The 15,636-nt window shown below is 74.8% G+C and carries 13 protein-coding genes; 3 read left to right on the forward strand and 10 right to left on the reverse strand.

The window, feature by feature from the left end:
• The first annotated feature begins 95 nt into the window (after positions 1-95).
• Positions 96-3,437, forward strand: a complete 3,342-nt coding sequence (locus tag QRT04_RS07510) for an AfsR/SARP family transcriptional regulator (RefSeq protein ID WP_289454595.1) — start codon at positions 96-98, stop codon at positions 3,435-3,437.
• Positions 3,438-3,507: 70 nt separating this feature from the next.
• Here the strand turns inward: QRT04_RS07510 and QRT04_RS07515 are convergent, their stop codons facing one another.
• Positions 3,508-4,755: an RNA polymerase sigma factor gene (locus QRT04_RS07515; protein WP_289454596.1), complete on the reverse strand. Its 1,248-nt coding sequence runs from the start codon at positions 4,753-4,755 to the stop codon at positions 3,508-3,510.
• A 176-nt stretch (positions 4,756-4,931) separates the two neighbouring features.
• On the opposite strand from QRT04_RS07515, the gene QRT04_RS07520 reads away from it, so the two are divergent.
• Positions 4,932-5,237: a Fe-S cluster assembly protein HesB gene (locus tag QRT04_RS07520; protein WP_289454597.1), complete on the forward strand. Its 306-nt coding sequence runs from the start codon at positions 4,932-4,934 to the stop codon at positions 5,235-5,237.
• Positions 5,238-5,304: 67 nt separating this feature from the next.
• On the opposite strand, the gene QRT04_RS07525 is transcribed toward QRT04_RS07520, so the two are convergent.
• From QRT04_RS07525 to QRT04_RS07545, 5 genes are all read right to left on the reverse strand, one after another.
• Positions 5,305-5,640, reverse strand: coding sequence for a YciI family protein (locus QRT04_RS07525; RefSeq protein ID WP_289454598.1), 336 nt, complete (start codon positions 5,638-5,640; stop codon positions 5,305-5,307).
• Between the two features lie 178 nt (positions 5,641-5,818).
• A complete protein-coding gene (locus tag QRT04_RS07530; protein WP_289454599.1) occupies positions 5,819-6,649 on the reverse strand; it encodes an ABC transporter permease in 831 nt (276 codons plus the stop codon).
• Entirely contained in the window at positions 6,646-7,638 is a 993-nt protein-coding gene (locus tag QRT04_RS07535; protein ID WP_289454600.1) for an ATP-binding cassette domain-containing protein, read from the reverse strand. Before QRT04_RS07535 ends, QRT04_RS07530 begins: the two co-directional genes overlap by 4 nt.
• Before the next feature lie 85 nt (positions 7,639-7,723).
• Positions 7,724-8,917, reverse strand: coding sequence for an LCP family protein (locus tag QRT04_RS07540; protein WP_289454601.1), 1,194 nt, complete (start codon positions 8,915-8,917; stop codon positions 7,724-7,726).
• Between the two features lie 84 nt (positions 8,918-9,001).
• Positions 9,002-10,252, reverse strand: a complete 1,251-nt coding sequence (locus QRT04_RS07545) for an MFS transporter (protein ID WP_289454602.1) — start codon at positions 10,250-10,252, stop codon at positions 9,002-9,004.
• A gap of 71 nt (positions 10,253-10,323) precedes the next feature.
• Between QRT04_RS07545 and QRT04_RS07550 the strand changes: the two genes are divergently transcribed.
• On the forward strand, positions 10,324-11,295 hold the full coding sequence (locus QRT04_RS07550) for a GlxA family transcriptional regulator (RefSeq protein WP_289454603.1): 972 nt from the start codon (positions 10,324-10,326) through the stop codon (positions 11,293-11,295).
• Between the two features lie 333 nt (positions 11,296-11,628).
• Here QRT04_RS07550 and QRT04_RS07555 read toward each other — a convergent pair whose 3' ends face one another.
• From QRT04_RS07555 to dnaK, 4 genes are all read right to left on the reverse strand, one after another.
• The gene (locus QRT04_RS07555) at positions 11,629-12,060 is read right to left on the reverse strand and encodes a heat shock protein transcriptional repressor HspR (RefSeq protein ID WP_289454604.1); all 432 of its coding nucleotides are present in this window, start codon (positions 12,058-12,060) and stop codon (positions 11,629-11,631) included.
• 28 nt (positions 12,061-12,088) lie between these two features.
• Positions 12,089-13,060: a DnaJ C-terminal domain-containing protein gene (locus QRT04_RS07560; RefSeq protein ID WP_289454605.1), complete on the reverse strand. Its 972-nt coding sequence runs from the start codon at positions 13,058-13,060 to the stop codon at positions 12,089-12,091.
• Positions 13,061-13,139: 79 nt separating this feature from the next.
• Positions 13,140-13,775, reverse strand: coding sequence for a nucleotide exchange factor GrpE (gene grpE / locus QRT04_RS07565; RefSeq protein WP_289454606.1), 636 nt, complete (start codon positions 13,773-13,775; stop codon positions 13,140-13,142).
• Positions 13,772-15,634, reverse strand: a complete 1,863-nt coding sequence (dnaK, locus tag QRT04_RS07570; RefSeq protein WP_289454607.1) for a molecular chaperone DnaK — start codon at positions 15,632-15,634, stop codon at positions 13,772-13,774. The genes grpE and dnaK overlap by 4 nt, the downstream gene beginning before the upstream one ends.
• Between the last annotated feature and the right edge of the window lie 2 nt (positions 15,635-15,636).

The following is a 15,636-nucleotide window of genomic DNA, read 5'->3' on the forward strand; positions in this document are numbered from 1 at the left end:
ACGTGCGTCCACACGAGGATGTCCCCGATGCCCGGATCGGACGCGGCGCGACACGCCAGGAGCCTGCCGCCGCACGGATGAGGAATGCTGGCCCGGTGCGCATCACGACGCTCGGCGAGCTCGCCGTCGACGGCCGGCCCGTCCGCGGCGAGCGGCTCGCCACCGTGGTCCGCGCGCTGGTCGACGCGCGCGGCCGCGCGGTCTCGACCGCGGCGCTCGTCGACGCCGTCTGGGAGGGCGCGCCGCCCGACGACGCGACCGGCGCGGTCCAGGCCCTCGTCTCGCGCGTGCGGCGCCTCGGGGTCCCGGTCGTCGGCGTCCCCGGCGGCTACCGGATCACGGGCGAGGACGTGCACGTCGACGCGGTCGACGGGCGCGCGCTGGTCGACCGCGCCGCGTCCGCCCTCGCGGCCGGCGACGTGGCGGAGGCCCGCACGCTGGCCGACGAGGCGCGCGCGCTGTTCCCCCCGGTTCCCGACGTCGACGACCCCTCGACGGCGCGGCTCTTCGCCGACGTGACCGCGGTCCGCGCGAACGCGGCGCTCGCGGGCGCCGGCCCGTTCGACGAGGCCGACCTGCGCCGGCTCGCGGAGCGCACGCCGCCGGACGAGCCGTCGGTGGCGCTGCTCGTGCGGGTGCTCGCGGCGCAGGGGCGTGACGCCGAGGCGCTCGACGTGGTCGAGCGGCTGCGCGCCGACCTGGCGGACCGGTACGGCACCGACCCGTCGACCGTCGTGACGGCCGCCCATCTCGCGCTGCTGCGCGGCGAGCTGACCGGGCCTCCGCCGGCAGCGCCCACCAGGCCGGCGAGCCCGGCGTCCCCGGCGAACGGGGTCCCCGGGTCGGCACCGAGGACGGCGGCGCCCGGTCCGCCGCCGATCGACGCGACCTCGCCCCCGGCCGCCGACCCCGCCGTCGCCCCGAGCGTCGCCCCGGACGTCGCCCCGCCACCGCGCGGTGGCCGCGTCACGAGCGGGCTGCCCGTCGCCTGGCGCCGCCCCGCGACCGCGCTGGTCGGCCGCGACGACGAGCTCGCGGCGATCGAGGAGTCCCTCGCCGCGGCGCCGCTCGTCACGCTCGTCGCGACCGGGGGTGCGGGCAAGACGCGCCTGGCCGCCGAGACCGCACGGCGGGCGCTCGCGCGCGGGACCGAGGTCCGAGCCGTCGAGCTCGCCGGCGTCCGCGACCCGGCCGAGGTCCTGCCCACGGTGCTGGCCGCGCTCGGCGGCGCGGAGACGACCGGGTCCGCGAGCACGCCGACGGCAGAGCGGCGCGTCCTGACGCCCGAGGAGCGGCTCGCGATCGCGGCGCAGGACCTCGCCGGGCTCGTCGTCATCGACAACTGCGAGCACGTGCTCGAGGCCGCGGCCGGCGTCGTCGCCGAGCTCGTCGCGGCCGCGCCCGACGGCCTGGTGCTGCTCGCCACGAGCCGCGCCCCGCTCGGCGTCGTCGGCGAGGTGGTGCACCGCGTGCGCGCGCTGCCGGACGACGACGCGCTCGGCCTGCTCGAGGCCCGCGCGCGCGCCGGCCGGCCCGACCTCGCGTGGGACCCGGCTGCCGCGCTCGAGCTGTGCCACCGGCTCGACAACCTGCCGCTCGCGCTCGAGCTCGCCGCGGCGCGACTGCGCGCGATGCCGGTCGAGGACGTGCTCGACGGGCTCTCCGACCGGTTCGCGCTGCTCGACGACGCGCTGCGCGGGCTGCCGGAGCGGCACGCGAGCCTGTGGGCGATGGTCGACTGGAGCCGCGAGCTGCTCGACGAGCCCGGGCGCGAGCTGCTCGCGCGCCTCGCGGTGATCCCGTCGTCGTTCACGGCCGACGCGGCGACCGCCGTCGCCGGCGCGCCCGGACCCGCCGTCCGGCGCGGGCTCGCGGTGCTCGTCGAGCAGTCGCTGCTGGCGCTCGACGAGGGCGAGACCCCCACCCGGTACAGGATGCTCGAGACCGTCCGCGAGTACGGCGAGGCCCGGCTCGACGCGGCCGGTGGTCGTGCCGACGCGATGGCGGGGCTCGTGCGGTGGTCGGCGCAGGAGGCCGCGTGGTACGCGGACCGGTTCGTCGGCGAGGGTCAGCTCGAGGCGTTCGCAGGCTGCGCGCGCGAGCAGGACTCGTTCGTCGCGGCGCTGCGGTGGGCGGCCGAGCACGACGAGGAGCCGGCGATCGCCGACATCGCGGCCGCGCTGTTCCAGGCGTGGACGGTGCGCGGCCTGCACGTCGAGGTCATCGCGTGGGCGCGCCGGCTGCTCGCGGCGGACGCGCCGGCGCGGCGGCGGGCGTCGGTGTTCCTCCAGGGCGTGCGCTCGGGGCTGCCGCTGCCGAACGCGGAGCACACGGTCTCGTTCGGGCTGCTCGCGGCCGTCAACGGCGCCGCGACGGACTCGATGCGGCTCGCGGCGCTCGGCTGGCGCGTCATCCGCACCACGCTCGCGGAGCGTCGCGCCCAGGTGAGCGCACCGCTCGTGGCGCTCGCCGACGTGCTCCCGACGCTGACGTCGACGGACCCGGCGCGCATGATCGGCGCCGCCGAGCGGCTGCAGACGTCCGACGACCGGTACGTGCGTGCGATGGGCCTGTTCATCGCGGCCGCCATCCGGGAGAACATGGGCGACGCCGGCATGTCGGGACCCGACGTCCGCGAGGCGTACCGCCTGTTCGAGCAGGTCGGCGACCACTGGGGCATGGGCATGACGGCGCAGGCGCTCGGCCAGTGGGACTCGACGAACGGGCGCGCGGAGTCGGAGCACTGGCTGACGCTCGGCGTCCAGCACCTCGAGGCCGTCGGGGCCCAGTCGGACGCGCGCAGCGTGCGCGTGCTGCTGCTCGTCGAGCACGCCATCGCCGGTGACGAGGACGCCGTGCGCACGCTCGAGGACCTCGCGGCGAACCCGCAGCTCGACCCGATGGACCGCGCGCAGGCCGACGCGGGCCTCGCGCGCGTCGCGTGGGAGCAGGGCCGCCACCAGGACGCGGTCGCGTACGGCGACGCCGCGGCCGAGCGCGCCGACGGCCTGGTGGTGGTCGCGCAGGCGCGCATCGTGTTCCGGCTCGCGGCGGCGATGGTGCGCATGCGGACGAGCTGGCTCGAGGACCCGGACCGCACCGACGTGGACGACCGGACGCTCGCGTGGATCGTCGCAGCGCGCGACGAGGCTGTCGTGACGCTCGACATGCCGATCCTCGGCTCCTACGGCATCGCGGTGGCCGAGCTGTGCGCCATCCGGCGCGACGACGAGCGTGCCGTCGAGCTGTGGGCGCTCGGCACACGGCTCGGCGCGAACCTGCGCACGCTGCTCGCCCTCGGCGACGAGAGCCGGCTCGACGAGCTGCTCGGCGACGCCGACGCGCGGCAGGCGCGGGTCGCCCCGCTGCGCGAGCTCCGGCCGCAGGCTGCGGCCGACCGGCTGCGCGCGCTGTCCGCCGAGGTGCTCGGGCCCTGACGGGACGGACCCGCGCGCGCTGAGCCGTCCGGGGGCGTCGGAGCCGGCGGCGGCGCGGCCCACCGGCCCGTCAGGCGCCCAGCCCCCGCGCGCGGCTCGTCAGCAGCTCGCGCTCGCGCGCGTTGGTCGTCATCGCCGCGGCTCGCTCGAGCTCCGCGCGGGCCTCGACGACGCGCCCCAGCCGTGCGAGCAGGTCGCCGCGGACGCTCGGCAGCAGGTGGTACCCGTCCAGCGTGCCCGTCGCCGCCAGCGCGTCGACCACCTCGAGCGCCGCCTGCGGGCCGACCGCCATGGAGATCGCGACGGCGCGGTTGAGCTCGACGACCGGTGAGGGCATCACGTGCGCGAGCTCGCCGTAGAGCGTCGCGATCGCGAACCAGTCGGTCTCGTCGGCCGAGAACGTGCGCGCGTGGCACGCCGCGATCGCGGCCTGCAGGGCGTACCGGCCGCGGCGACCGCCGAGCGCCCCGGCGCGGTCGAGCGCCTCGAGGCCGCGGCGGATCAGCAGGCGGTCCCACCGGTGCCGGTCCTGGTCGGCCAGCAGCACGGGCTCGCCGTCCGGTCCGAGGCGCGCGGCGAGCCGCGACGACTGCAGCTCGAGGAGCGCGGTCAGGCCGAGCACCTCGGGCTCGTCGGGCAGCAGCGCGGCCAGCACCCGGGACAGGCGCAGCGCCTCGAAGCACAGCTCGGGCCGCGCCCAGTCGTCGCCGCTCGTCGCGGTGTAGCCCTCGTTGAAGATCAGGTAGACGACCTCGAGCACCGACCCGAGGCGTTCGGCGCGGTCCGGGCCGCTCGGCACCTCGAACGGCACGCCCGCCTTGGCGATCGCCGCCTTGGCCCGCGAGATGCGCTGCGCGACCGTCGCCTCGGGCTGCCCGTAGGCGCGCGCGATCTCGGCGGTCGTCAGGCCACCGAGCAGGCGCAGCGCGAGCGCGACACGAGCCGGCTGGGCCAGCACCGGGTGGCACGCGGTGAACAGGAGGCGCAGCACGTCGTCGTCGATCTCGTCGTCGTCGAGCGCGGCCTCGACGTCCGTCGTCAGGTGCTCGAGCGTCGGCGCGACGAGCGCGTACTTCGTCGCCCGGACCGCGTCGCGGCGGATCGCGTCGACCGCGCGCCGCTTTGCGACGGTCATGAGCCACGCGCCGGCGTTCCGGGGCACACCCTCGGCGGGCCACTGCTCGAGCGCCGCGACCAGCGCGTCCTGCGCGAGCTCCTCGGCGCGGCCCACGTCGCCGACGTACCTGGTCAGGCCCGCGACGAGGCGAGGGAACTCGAGGCGGAACACCGCCTCGACGGCCTCGCGGGGATCGCTCACGAGGTCCGATCAGAGCACGACCGTCGCCCCGTGTCGACGGGCGCCCGGGTTGCCGGACGGCCACCGGCTTGCTTCGGTGGACGGACCGAGACGGCCGCGCGGGCCGGTCGCCCACGCGGCCGACGCGCACGCGCACCCCCCTCGCGGACGTCACCCGGCAACCGAGAGGAGCACTCGTGCTCACGATCACCGACAACGCCCGCACCGCCGTGGAGGACCTCACGACGCAGGCCCGGCTGCCCGAGGGCGGCGGCCTGCGGATCGCCGCGAACGAGGCCGGCGCGCTCGAGCTCCAGCTCGTGCCGACGCCCGAGCCCGACGACGCGGTCGTCGAGAACGGCGAGGCGCGCGTCTTCGTCGACGCCGAGACCGTCGCGACGGTCGACGGCCTCGCGCTCGACACGGAGCCGACCGGTGCCGACGCGGCGTTCGTGCTGGTGCCGCAGGTCGCGGACGAGGTCTTCTTCGACGACCTGCCCTGACGGGACCGTCACGACGACGAGGGCCGCACCCCGCCCGGGTGCGGCCCTCGTCGCGTGTGGGCAGCCGTCAGAACACCGGCCGCACGCGGCACTCGCCCGCACCGAGCACGGCGAGGAAACGCTTGGTCCACTCGACTGCCTCCGCGAGGTCCCGGCACTCCGTGAGCGCCCACCCGCCGATCAGCTCCTTCGCCTCGGCGAACGGGCCGTCGACGACCGTGAACTCGCCGTCCTCCAGCGTGACCTTCGCGCCCATCGCGCTCGGTGCGATGCCGCCGGTCGCGACCAGCACACCCGCCTTCGTCGCCTCCTCCATGAACGCGCCCATGCGCTCCATCAGGTCCGGGGTGGGGGCGGGCATGGGGACGGACTCGTCGCCGAGGGTGTATCCGAGGAAGCGCATGATCTGCTCCGATCTGGTCCTGGCCGGGCCGGGCGGCCCTGCTCTCACCCGTGCGTCGAACGGCGGGCGGCGTCCTCGACACGAGCCGTGGACGAGTTCTCGCGGAGACGCGGCGAGGGCACCCGGACGGATCCGGATGCCCTCGCTCGTCGCCGGACCCCCGCGGCCCGGACGTGTGTCACACCTTGCGTCGGTACGCCCGCAGCGCGAGCGGCATGAACACCGCGACGAGCCCGACGCACCACGCGAGCGTCCACCACACGTGGTTGCCCACCGGCGTGCCGAGGAACAGGCCGCGCATCGAGTCGACGAGGTGCGTCAGCGGGTTGACGTTGACGAAGCCCTGCATCCAGCTCGGCAGCGTCTGCGTCTGGACGAACACGTTGGAGCCGAACGTCAGCGGCATGATCAGCAGGAACATCACGCCCTGGACCGCGCCGCTCGTGCGGACGAGCATGCCGACCCACACCGACACCCAGCTGAGGCAGAGCGCGAACAGCACGGCCAGCAGGCAGCCCGCGACGGTCGCGAGGACGGAGCCGCCGATCCGGAAGCCCATCGCGTAGCCGGCAGCGAGCGTGACGACCGCGACGATCACGTACCGCACCACGTCGCCGAGCACGGCACCCATGAGCGGGGCGATGCGCGGGATCGGCAGCGACTTGAAGCGGTCGAAGATGCCCTTCTCCATGTCGGTGTTGAGGTTGACGCCGATCGCGATCGCACCGAGCGCGATCGTCTGGCCGAGCACGCCCGGCAGCAGGAACTGCAGGTACGAGTGCGTGTCGCCCGAGACGGCGCCGCCGAAGATGTACGTGAAGATCGCGAGGAAGATCACCGGCTGCAGCGTCACGTCGATGAGCGCCTCGGGCGTGCGCCACGTCTTGATGAGGCTGCGCTTGGTGAGCGCGGCCGAGTGGCGCACGAGCGGGAACGGCTTGCGGGTGCGCTGCTGCGCGGGGGCCGGGCCCGACGTGGTGCGGGGGGCCTCGAGGGTCGCGGTGCTCATGCCGCCACCTCCTTCGTGGAGTCGGTGGCCGCCTGGTCGTCGTCGGACGCCGTGCGGCCGGTGAGGGTGAAGAAGACCTCGTCGAGGCTCGGCAGGTGCAGGCTCAGCTCGAGCACGCCGATGCCGGCGGCGGACAGCCGCGCGACCGTCTCGGTCATCGCGTCGTCGCCGCTCACCGGCACCGCGAGCATGCCCTTGCGGATCTCGTCGGCCTTCGCGCCCGACGACACCTGCGACAGGATCGTCGCGGTCTCCGCGAGGCGGCTCGGGTCGGACGGCCGGATCTCGAGGGTCTGCCCGCCGACGACGCGCTTGAGCCCCTCCGGGGTGTCGTGCGCGATGACGCGACCGTGGTCGATCACCGTGATCTCGTCCGCGAGCGCGTCGGCCTCGTCGAGGTACTGCGTGGTCAGCAGCACGGTCGAGCCGTCGTCGACGAGCGAGCGCACGACCTCCCACATGTCCTCGCGCTTGCTCGGGTCGAGGCCCGTGGTCGGCTCGTCGAGGAAGATGATGTCGGGCCGGCCGACCAGGCTCGCGGCCAGGTCGAGGCGGCGGCGCATGCCGCCGGAGTACGTCTTGGCAGGGCGGTCCGCGGCACCGGCGAGGTCGAACCACGTCAGCAGCTCGTCGGCCCGGGACCGCGCGCCGCGCCGGCCGAGGTCGAGCAGCGTGCCGAACAGCACGAGGTTCTGCCGCCCCGTGAGGTCCTCGTCCACCGACGCGTACTGGCCCGTGAGGCCGATCGCCTGGCGGACGCGCTCGGCGTCGCGCACGACGTCGAGGCCGTTGATCCGCGCGTGGCCCGCGTCGGGCTGGAGCAGGGTCGAGAGGATGCGGACGGTCGTCGTCTTGCCGGCGCCGTTCGGTCCGAGCACACCGAGCACGGTGCCCCGGGGCACGACGAGGTCGACGCCCTGCAGGGCCTTCGTCTCGCCGAAGTGCTTGACGAGGCCCTCGGCCTCGATCACCAGGTCTGCTGTGGTCATGGGTCAACCGTGCAGGGCCCGGCTGACACCGTGCCGACACGCGGCCGACGCGGCGCCGCGCGGCTGACACGGCGCCGACACGGGCTCAGCCGCAGGTCGCGGGCTTGCCGGCGGGGGCGGTCGCGGGCGGCGTCGCGTGCCCGGTCGACGTCGCGCCGCCGCTCCCGGCCGGTCGCGGCGTCGCGTGCAGAGGACGGTCGGCGCGGATCCTGGCCCAGAGCGGCTCGGCCGCCGCCGTCCAGAGCACCCGGCCGGCGTCGGCCCTGGCGGGAGCGTCCACGACCGGGACCATCTCGTGCTCGACGGCGGACGGTCCGAGGTCGCGCAGGCTGTACGCGAGGCCCGCGAGCGTCCGAGGGTCGGCGAGCACCCGGCTCACCGAGAGCGAGCGCGCGACGGCGTCGAGCACGTGCAGCAGCTCGACGGGCTTGGCGAGCAGGTGCTCGGACCGCAGCTGCGCGCTCAGCGCGTCGATGAACTGCTGCTGCCGCGTGATCCGCGAGAGGTCGGAACCGAGCTCGAGGCCGTCACCCGTGCCGGTGCGTGCCCGCAGGAACTGGATCGCGGTGCGGCCGTCGAACCGGTGCCAGCCCTTGTCGAGCACCAGGTGGCCCGCTTTCGGCGACTCCATGTGCTCGGGGATGCAGATCTTGAGGCCGCCGAGCGCCCCCACCACGTCGGCCACGCCGTCCATCTTGACGACGATGCTCGCGTCGATCGGCACCTGCGTGTCCTGCTCGACCGTGCGGATGACGCAGGCCGCGGCGGACGCGAGGTTCTGGTCCGAGCCCGCACCGAGCGAGAACGCGTCGTTGAACTGGTGCCGCGCGAGCGCGGGGCTGCGCGTCCCGTCGTGCCGCTTGCACGACGGGATGTCGACGAGCGAGTCGCGCGGGATGGACACCACGTCGACGCGCGACCGGTCGGCCGCGACGTGCACGACCATCGTGGTGTCGTTGCGCATGCCGGCGACCGCGCCGGCGAGCTCGGCGTTCTCGCCGTCCCGGCTGTCCGTGCCGATGACGAGCAGGTTGACCGCGCGCCCACCGAAGCCGTCCGTCGGCGGGCCGTCGTGCGGGCCGCCCGTGCCGAGCGGCGTCGGCCGCGGACCGTCGAGGAACTGGTCGGTGTCGGCGACGTCGACGGCCGACCTCAGGTGCTGCGCCACCGCTGCCGCGGCCGACGCGGTGAACACCACCACGGCGGTCGCCACGAGCGCGGTCGTGCGCAGCGCGCGGTGGCGTCGTGGCAGGTCGCGGGCGTGCCGCGCGCTCGTCATGCCGCGACGCTAGGCACGACCGGGCCGCCGGCGGGCGCGTTCGTGGGGAGTCCGTCGGCAGAGTTCCCGGACGACTCGTGAAGGTCAGGCCGCCGACCGCGGGCGGGCTCGCGCGAGGGCGCCACCGACCAGCACCGACAGCACCACGACCCCTGCGCCGAGCCGAGACCACCCGTGGACCGTCGCAAGGATGCCCGCGCTCAGCGAGCCGACCACCTGGCAGACCGTCGCGGCGAGCTCGACGAACGGCTGGACGCGCCCGCGCTCGGCCGGCGCGTACGAGCCGACCACCATCGCGCTGCCGCCGCTGCTCGCGAGGTTCCAGCCGACGCCGACCGCCGTCATCGCCAGCAGGAACGCCCACGTCGGGCTGCCCATGGTCGCGGCCCACCCCGCGACGACGAGAACACCCGCGCCGAGCAGCGCCACGCGGCGCTCGCCGATCCGGCCGATCCAGCGCGCCACCAGCAGGCCGGGCGCGAACATGCCGACCATGTGCAGCTGCACGGAGAACGCGGCGGCGCCCTCGCTGTGCCCCATCGCCATGCCCGCGACCGGGCCGGCCGTCATCATCGCGGTCATCGAGACGCCCGCGAGCACCCGCGCCGCGGTGCCGAGGAGCAGCGACTGCTGGCGCCACAGGACCCGCCCGGGGCGGCCCGCGCGCGCCGCCGTACGGCTCGGGACCGCGAGGCCGTCGAGGGCGCGCGGCAGCCGCGCGTTCCAGGCCGTCGCGGCGACGCCGAACGCCGCCACCATGAGGTAGGACGCGACGTACGGCGTGCCGGTGACGCCCTTGACCGCCGTCGCCAGGAACGGGCCGAGCAGCGCCGCGACGAGGCCGCCCGCGAGCAGCGTCGTCACGGCACGCGCGCGCGTCGCAGGGTTCGCCTCCGCGGCGGCGTAGCCGTAGTACGCGGCGCCCGCGCCGTAGACGCCGACGAGCGCGGTGCCGACGCAGAAGAGCCAGAACGCGTGCCACTGGACGCCCGCGGCCGACAGCAGGCCCGCCGCGACCGCGGCGAGCGGCGCGAGCACGAACGTCCGGCGGTAGCCGACGCGGCCGATCAGCCGCGACACGCCAAAGGTCGTCGCCATCGTCGCGACCGGGATGAGGCTGAACGGGAGGGTCGCGAGCTCGCGCGTCGGTGCGAGGTGCACACCGACGATGCCGGTGAGCGTGAGGTCGACCGACGAGCCGAGGACCAGGAACGTCTGCGCGGGCAGGAGCGCGCGGACGAGGCGTGGTCCGTCGAGCGCCGGTCCTGCCGTCGAGCCGGGTTCGGCGGTCGCCGAGATGGCGGCGTCGTCGGCGGGAGTGGTGTTCGTCGTCACGCGACCCACCCTGTCGGTGCAGGTCAGCGCCAGCGAGTGGCTGGAATGCCAAGGTGCGATAGATTCCCGCCATGCGCCTCCTGCCCCCCGCAGCAGAGCCCCCGCGCGTCCACCGCGTCGCGGTCCTCGCGCTGTCGGCCGCCCTGCCGATGGAGGTCGGCATGCCGTTCCAGGTGCTCGGCGCGCGCGGCGGGGCGCCCTACGACGTCGTGCTGTGCGGCGAGCGGCCCGGGCCGGTCGAGACGTCCGGCGGGTTCGCGGTCGTCGCGCCGCACGGCCTCGACGCCGTCGTCGAGGCCGACACCGTCGTGGTCCCGGCGTTCCGGCCGCACGACCGGGTGCTCGGGCCCGCGGTGCTCGACGCGCTGCGGACCGCCCACGAGCGCGGAGCCCGCATCGCGTCGATCTGCACGGGCGCGTTCGCGCTCGCCCAGGCCGGTCTGCTCGACGGCCGCCGGGCCACGACGCACTGGGGTCACGCCGGCGAGCTCGCGGCGACCTACCCGGACGTGGACGTCGACCCGGACGTCCTGTTCGTCGACGAGGGCGACGTCGTCACGGGCGCCGGCATCGCCGCGGGCATCGACGTCTGCCTCCACCTCATCCGCGTCGACCACGGCGCGGCCGTCGCCAACCGCGTCGCGCGGCTCGTGGTCGCCGCACCGCACCGCGACGGCGGGCAGGCGCAGTTCATCCCGCGTGACGCGGAGCCGCCGCGCCAGGCCGGGCTCGCGGCGACGCGCGCGTGGGCGCTCACGCGGCTCGCCACGCCGCTGACGGTGGCCGAGCTCGCGCGGCACGCCCACACGTCGGAGCGCACGTTCGCGCGCGCCTTCGTCGCCGAGACGGGCGAGCCGCCGCTGCGCTGGCTGAACGCGGCACGCGTCCACCGGGCCCGCGAGCTCCTCGAGACCACCGACTGGGGCGCCGACCGCGTCGCCGCCGAGTGCGGCCTCGGCACGGCCACCAACCTGCGCCTGCACTTCCGCCGCGCGGTCGGCGTCAGCCCGTCGGAGTATCGCCGGACGTTCGCCGCGGTCTGACGCGGACCCGCAGCCGGACCGAGTCCGCATGGTCCGTGAGTCCGCGCGAGCCGCGAGTCCGCGGGAGCCGTGAGTCCGCGCGAGCCGTGAGTCCGCGGGAGCCGTGCGTCTGCGCGGGCCGTGAGTCTGTGCCGAGGCCGTGAATTGGTTGACGAGACCGTGAAGCAGGACTCACGGTCGCGCGCGCAACTCACGGTCCGGTGGGAAGGGCGGGGGATGCCACGCGGCTCGCGTGCTCGGTCGCGGCGCGCGTGCTCGGTCGCGGCTCGCGTGCTCGGTCGCGGCTCGCCTGCTCGGCCGGCCGTTGCGGGTCGGCTGGGGCGGGCGGGCGCGTCAGGATCGCGGGGTCGGCTGCCAGAGGACGACGGCGCCGGCGGCCTCGATGGCGCGGGGCGGCGGCGCCGGGCGTGCGGTCCGCGGGGCGCGGCGGGTCGCCACGACGTCGCCCCGCGGATCGGCGGTGAAGACGCGCCGGCCCGGCTCGACGAAGGAGCGCAGGTACTCGACCTGGCGGCGCAGCCGGTCGACCTCGTCCTCGAGCGCGAGGATCCGCTTGATGCCCGCGAGGTTGATGCCCTCGTCCTGCGACAGTCGCTGCACCTCGCGCAGCGTCGCGATGTCCCGCAGCGAGTACCGCCGACCCCGGCCGCGGGTCCGGCCGGGCGAGACGATGCCGAGCCGGTCGTACTGCCGCAGCGTCTGCGGGTGCATGCCGGCGAGCTCGGCCGCGACCGAGATCACGTAGACCCGCGAGTCCTCGTTCATGCCCGGCCGTCCGTCACGTGCGGCACCGTCACGTCCGTGCCTGCGCCATCAGGTCGGCGCGCGGGTCGTCGCCGCTCGTCGCGATGCCGAACGCCTGCACCGCCTCGCGCGCCGCGTCCGAGAGCCGCTGCGGCACGGCGACCTGGACGGTGACGAGCAGGTCGCCCGTCTGCTTGGGGCCCTTGAGCCCGCGGCCCTTGACGCGCAGCGTGCGTCCCGACGGCGTGCCCGCGGGCACCTTGACCTTGACGGTCGAGCCGTCGAGCGTCGGCACCTCGATCGTCGCGCCGAGCGCGGCCTCGTCGAACGCGACCGGCACGGTGACGCGGAGGTTCGCGTCGCCGTCGAGCGAGAACACCGGGTGCGGCGCGACGTGCACCGTGAGCACCAGGTCGCCCGCGGGCGCACCGGCCTCGCCCGGCCGGCCCTTGCCGCGCAGCCGGATCTTCTGGCCGTCGCGCACGCCGACCGGCACGCGGGCGTTGACCTTGCGACCCTCGACGTCGAGCGAGACCGTCGCGCCCTCCGCGGCCTCGCGGAACGGCAGCTCGACGGCCGCCGCGAGGTCGGCGCCCGGCTGCGGCCCGCGCTGGAACCCACCCGCCCCGCCACCGAACAGGCCGCCGAGCAGGTCCTCGAACCCGCCGGCACCGCCCGTCGAGTAGCGGACACGCGTGCCGCCGGGACCGGGTGCCGCGCCGCCGAACATGCCGCCGAACACGTCCTCGAACCCGCCGCGGCCGCCCGACGTGAACCGGGCGCCGCCGGCCATCTGGCGCAGCTGGTCGTACTGCGAGCGCTGCTCGGGGTCCGAGAGCACGGCGTAGGCCTCGCCGACCTGCTTGAACTCGGCCTCGGCCTTCGCGTCACCCGGGTTGTGGTCGGGGTGCTTGGTGCGCGCCAGCTTGCGGTACGCCTTCTTGATGGTCGCGGCATCCGCGTCCTTGGGGACGCCGAGCACGGCGTAGAAGTCCTTCTCGAGCCAGTCCTGGCCGGTCACGGCGCCTCCCTCCTTCGATCTTCACCGATGACGAGCCCGCGGTGCATGTCGGCGCACCGCGGGCTCGTCGTCGCCGTCGTCAGGCCTCCGGGTCCACGACCGCGACGCGCGCGGCCCGCAGCACCCGGTCGGCCGTGCGGTACCCGTGCTGGAGCACCTGCTGGACGGTCGGCTCGCTGACCTCGGCCGAGTGCGCGTGCATGAGCGCCTCGTGCACCGCCGGGTCGAACGGCTCGCCCGCCTCGCCGTACTGCTCGACGCCGAACCGCGCGAGCGTCGCCTGCAGCTTCTCGGCGATCGACGCGAACGGACCCGTCAGGTCGCCGTGCTGCCGCGCGAGCTCGATGTCGTCGAGCACCGGGATCAGTGCCTCCGCGAGGGACGCGACACCCCGGTCCTGCGCGGCGACGGCCTCGGCCTTCGACCGCTTCACGTACGCCGAGTACTGCTGCTCGAGGTTGTAGTAGCTCGCGTTGGCGCGCTGCAGCTCCTCGAGCCGCTCGGCCGCGAGCTTCTGCGCCTCGACGAGGCCCTCCAGCACCACGGCCTCCTCGGCGTTGCTCGCCACCTGCTCGGCCTCGGCCAGGACGGCCTCCTCCGGGCTCGGCTGACGGACCTCGCCCGTCTCGGGGTCGATGCGGCGCTTGTCGGTGAACCGCGGGGACTCCTCGTCCCCGCGGCCCGGCTCCGGACGGCCCTCGTTGTCGGCCGTCACTTCGCCTCGTCCTCGTCCACGATCTCGGCGTCCACCACGTCCTCGTCGGACGCGGAGGCCGACGACGAGCCGTCGGACGCCGGCGCCTCGTCGGCCGGAGCGGCCGACTGGTTGGCGTAGATCGCCTCGCCGATCTTCTGCGCGGCCGTCGACAGGGCGGCCGTCTTGGCCTTCACCTCGTCGACGTCCGAGCCCTCGAGCGCCGTCTTGAGCTCGCCGACCGCCGACTGCACGTCGGTCTTGACGTTCTCCGGCAGCTTGTCGGCGTTGTCGACCAGCAGCTTCTCCGTCGAGTAGACGAGCTGCTCGGCGCTGTTGCGGGTCTCGGCCTCCTCGCGGCGCTTCCGGTCCTCGGACGCGTGCTCCTCGGCCTCGCGCACCATGCGCTCGATGTCCTCCTTCGGGAGGGCCGAGCCACCGGTGATCGTCATCGACTGCTCCTTGCCCGTGCCGCGGTCCTTGGCGGACACGTGCACGATGCCGTTCGCGTCGATGTCGAAGGCGACCTCGATCTGCGGCACGCCACGGGGCGCCGGCGCGATGCCGGTGAGCTCGAACGTGCCGAGCGGCTTGTTGTCCCGCGCGAACTCGCGCTCGCCCTGGAACACCTGGATCAGCACTGACGGCTGGTTGTCCTCCGCCGTCGAGAAGATCTCGGACCGCTTGGTCGGGATCGCGGTGTTGCGCTCGATGAGCTTCGTCATGACGCCGCCCTTGGTCTCGATGCCGAGGCTCAGCGGGGTCACGTCGATGAGGAGGACGTCCTTGCGGTCGCCCTTCATGACGCCGGCCTGGAGCGCGGCACCGACGGCCACGACCTCGTCCGGGTTGACGCCCTTGTTCGGCTCGCGGCCGCCCGTGAGCTCCGTGACGACCTCGGCGACCGCGGGCATGCGGGTCGAGCCGCCGACGAGCACGACGTGGTCGATGTCGGCGAGCTTGACGCCCGCGTCGCGGATCACGGCGTTGAACGGCGCCTTCGTGCGGTCGATCAGGTCCTGCGTCATCTGCTGGAACTGCGCGCGCGTGAGCTTGGTGTCGAGGTGGACCGGGCCGTTCTCGCTCATGCTCAGGTACTGCAGCGAGATGTTGGTGCTCGTCGCGGACGAGAGCTCCTTCTTGGCCTGCTCGGAGGCCTCGCGGAGACGCTGCAGCGCGATCTTGTCCTTGGACAGGTCGACGCCCGTCGTGTTCTTCACCTCGGCGACCAGGTGGTCGACGATGCGCTGGTCCCAGTCGTCACCACCGAGGTGGTTGTCGCCGGACGTCGCGCGGACCTCGATCGTCGAGAAGCCGTCGTCGTCCTTGCCCACCTCGAGCAGCGAGACGTCGAACGTGCCGCCACCGAGGTCGAAGACGAGGATGAGCTCGTCCTCCTTGCCCTTCTCGAGGCCGTAGGCGAGGGCCGCCGCGGTGGGCTCGTTGATGATGCGGAGGACGTTGAGGCCCGCGATCGTGCCGGCGTCCTTGGTCGCCTGGCGCTGCGCGTCGTTGAAGTAGGCCGGGACGGTGATGACGGCCTCGGAGACGGGCTCGCCGAGGTAGGCCTCCGCGTCCCGCTTGAGCTTCGAGAGCACCCGCGCGCTGATCTCCTGCGCGGTGTACTTCTTGTCGTCGATCGTCACGGTCCAGTCGGTGCCCATGTGGCGCTTGACGGACGTGATGGTGCGGTCGACGTTGGTGACGGCCTGGCGCTTGGCGATCTCGCCGACCAGCACCTCACCCGTCTTGGAGAACGCCACGACCGACGGAGTCGTGCGCGACCCCTCCGCGTTGGCGATGACCGTGGGCTCGCCACCCTCGAGGACGGAGACCACCGAGTTCGTGGTGCCCAGGTCGATGCCGACTGCTCGTGCCATGT

The sequence above is a fragment of the Cellulomonas alba genome, assembly GCF_030362835.1.
GTDB classification, from domain to species: Bacteria; Actinomycetota; Actinomycetes; order Actinomycetales; family Cellulomonadaceae; genus Cellulomonas; species Cellulomonas alba.

Coding starts and splice junctions, on each gene's coding strand:
- dnaK (WP_289454607.1), bottom strand. CDS start 15,634: ATGGCACGAGCAGTCGGCATCGACCTGGGCACCACGAACTCGGTGGTC.
- QRT04_RS07550 (WP_289454603.1), top strand. CDS start 10,324: ATGCGCCTCCTGCCCCCCGCAGCAGAGCCCCCGCGCGTCCACCGCGTC.
- QRT04_RS07525 (WP_289454598.1), bottom strand. CDS start 5,640: ATGCGCTTCCTCGGATACACCCTCGGCGACGAGTCCGTCCCCATGCCC.
- QRT04_RS07540 (WP_289454601.1), bottom strand. CDS start 8,917: ATGACGAGCGCGCGGCACGCCCGCGACCTGCCACGACGCCACCGCGCG.
- QRT04_RS07555 (WP_289454604.1), bottom strand. CDS start 12,060: ATGAACGAGGACTCGCGGGTCTACGTGATCTCGGTCGCGGCCGAGCTC.
- QRT04_RS07535 (WP_289454600.1), bottom strand. CDS start 7,638: ATGACCACAGCAGACCTGGTGATCGAGGCCGAGGGCCTCGTCAAGCAC.
- QRT04_RS07530 (WP_289454599.1), bottom strand. CDS start 6,649: ATGAGCACCGCGACCCTCGAGGCCCCCCGCACCACGTCGGGCCCGGCC.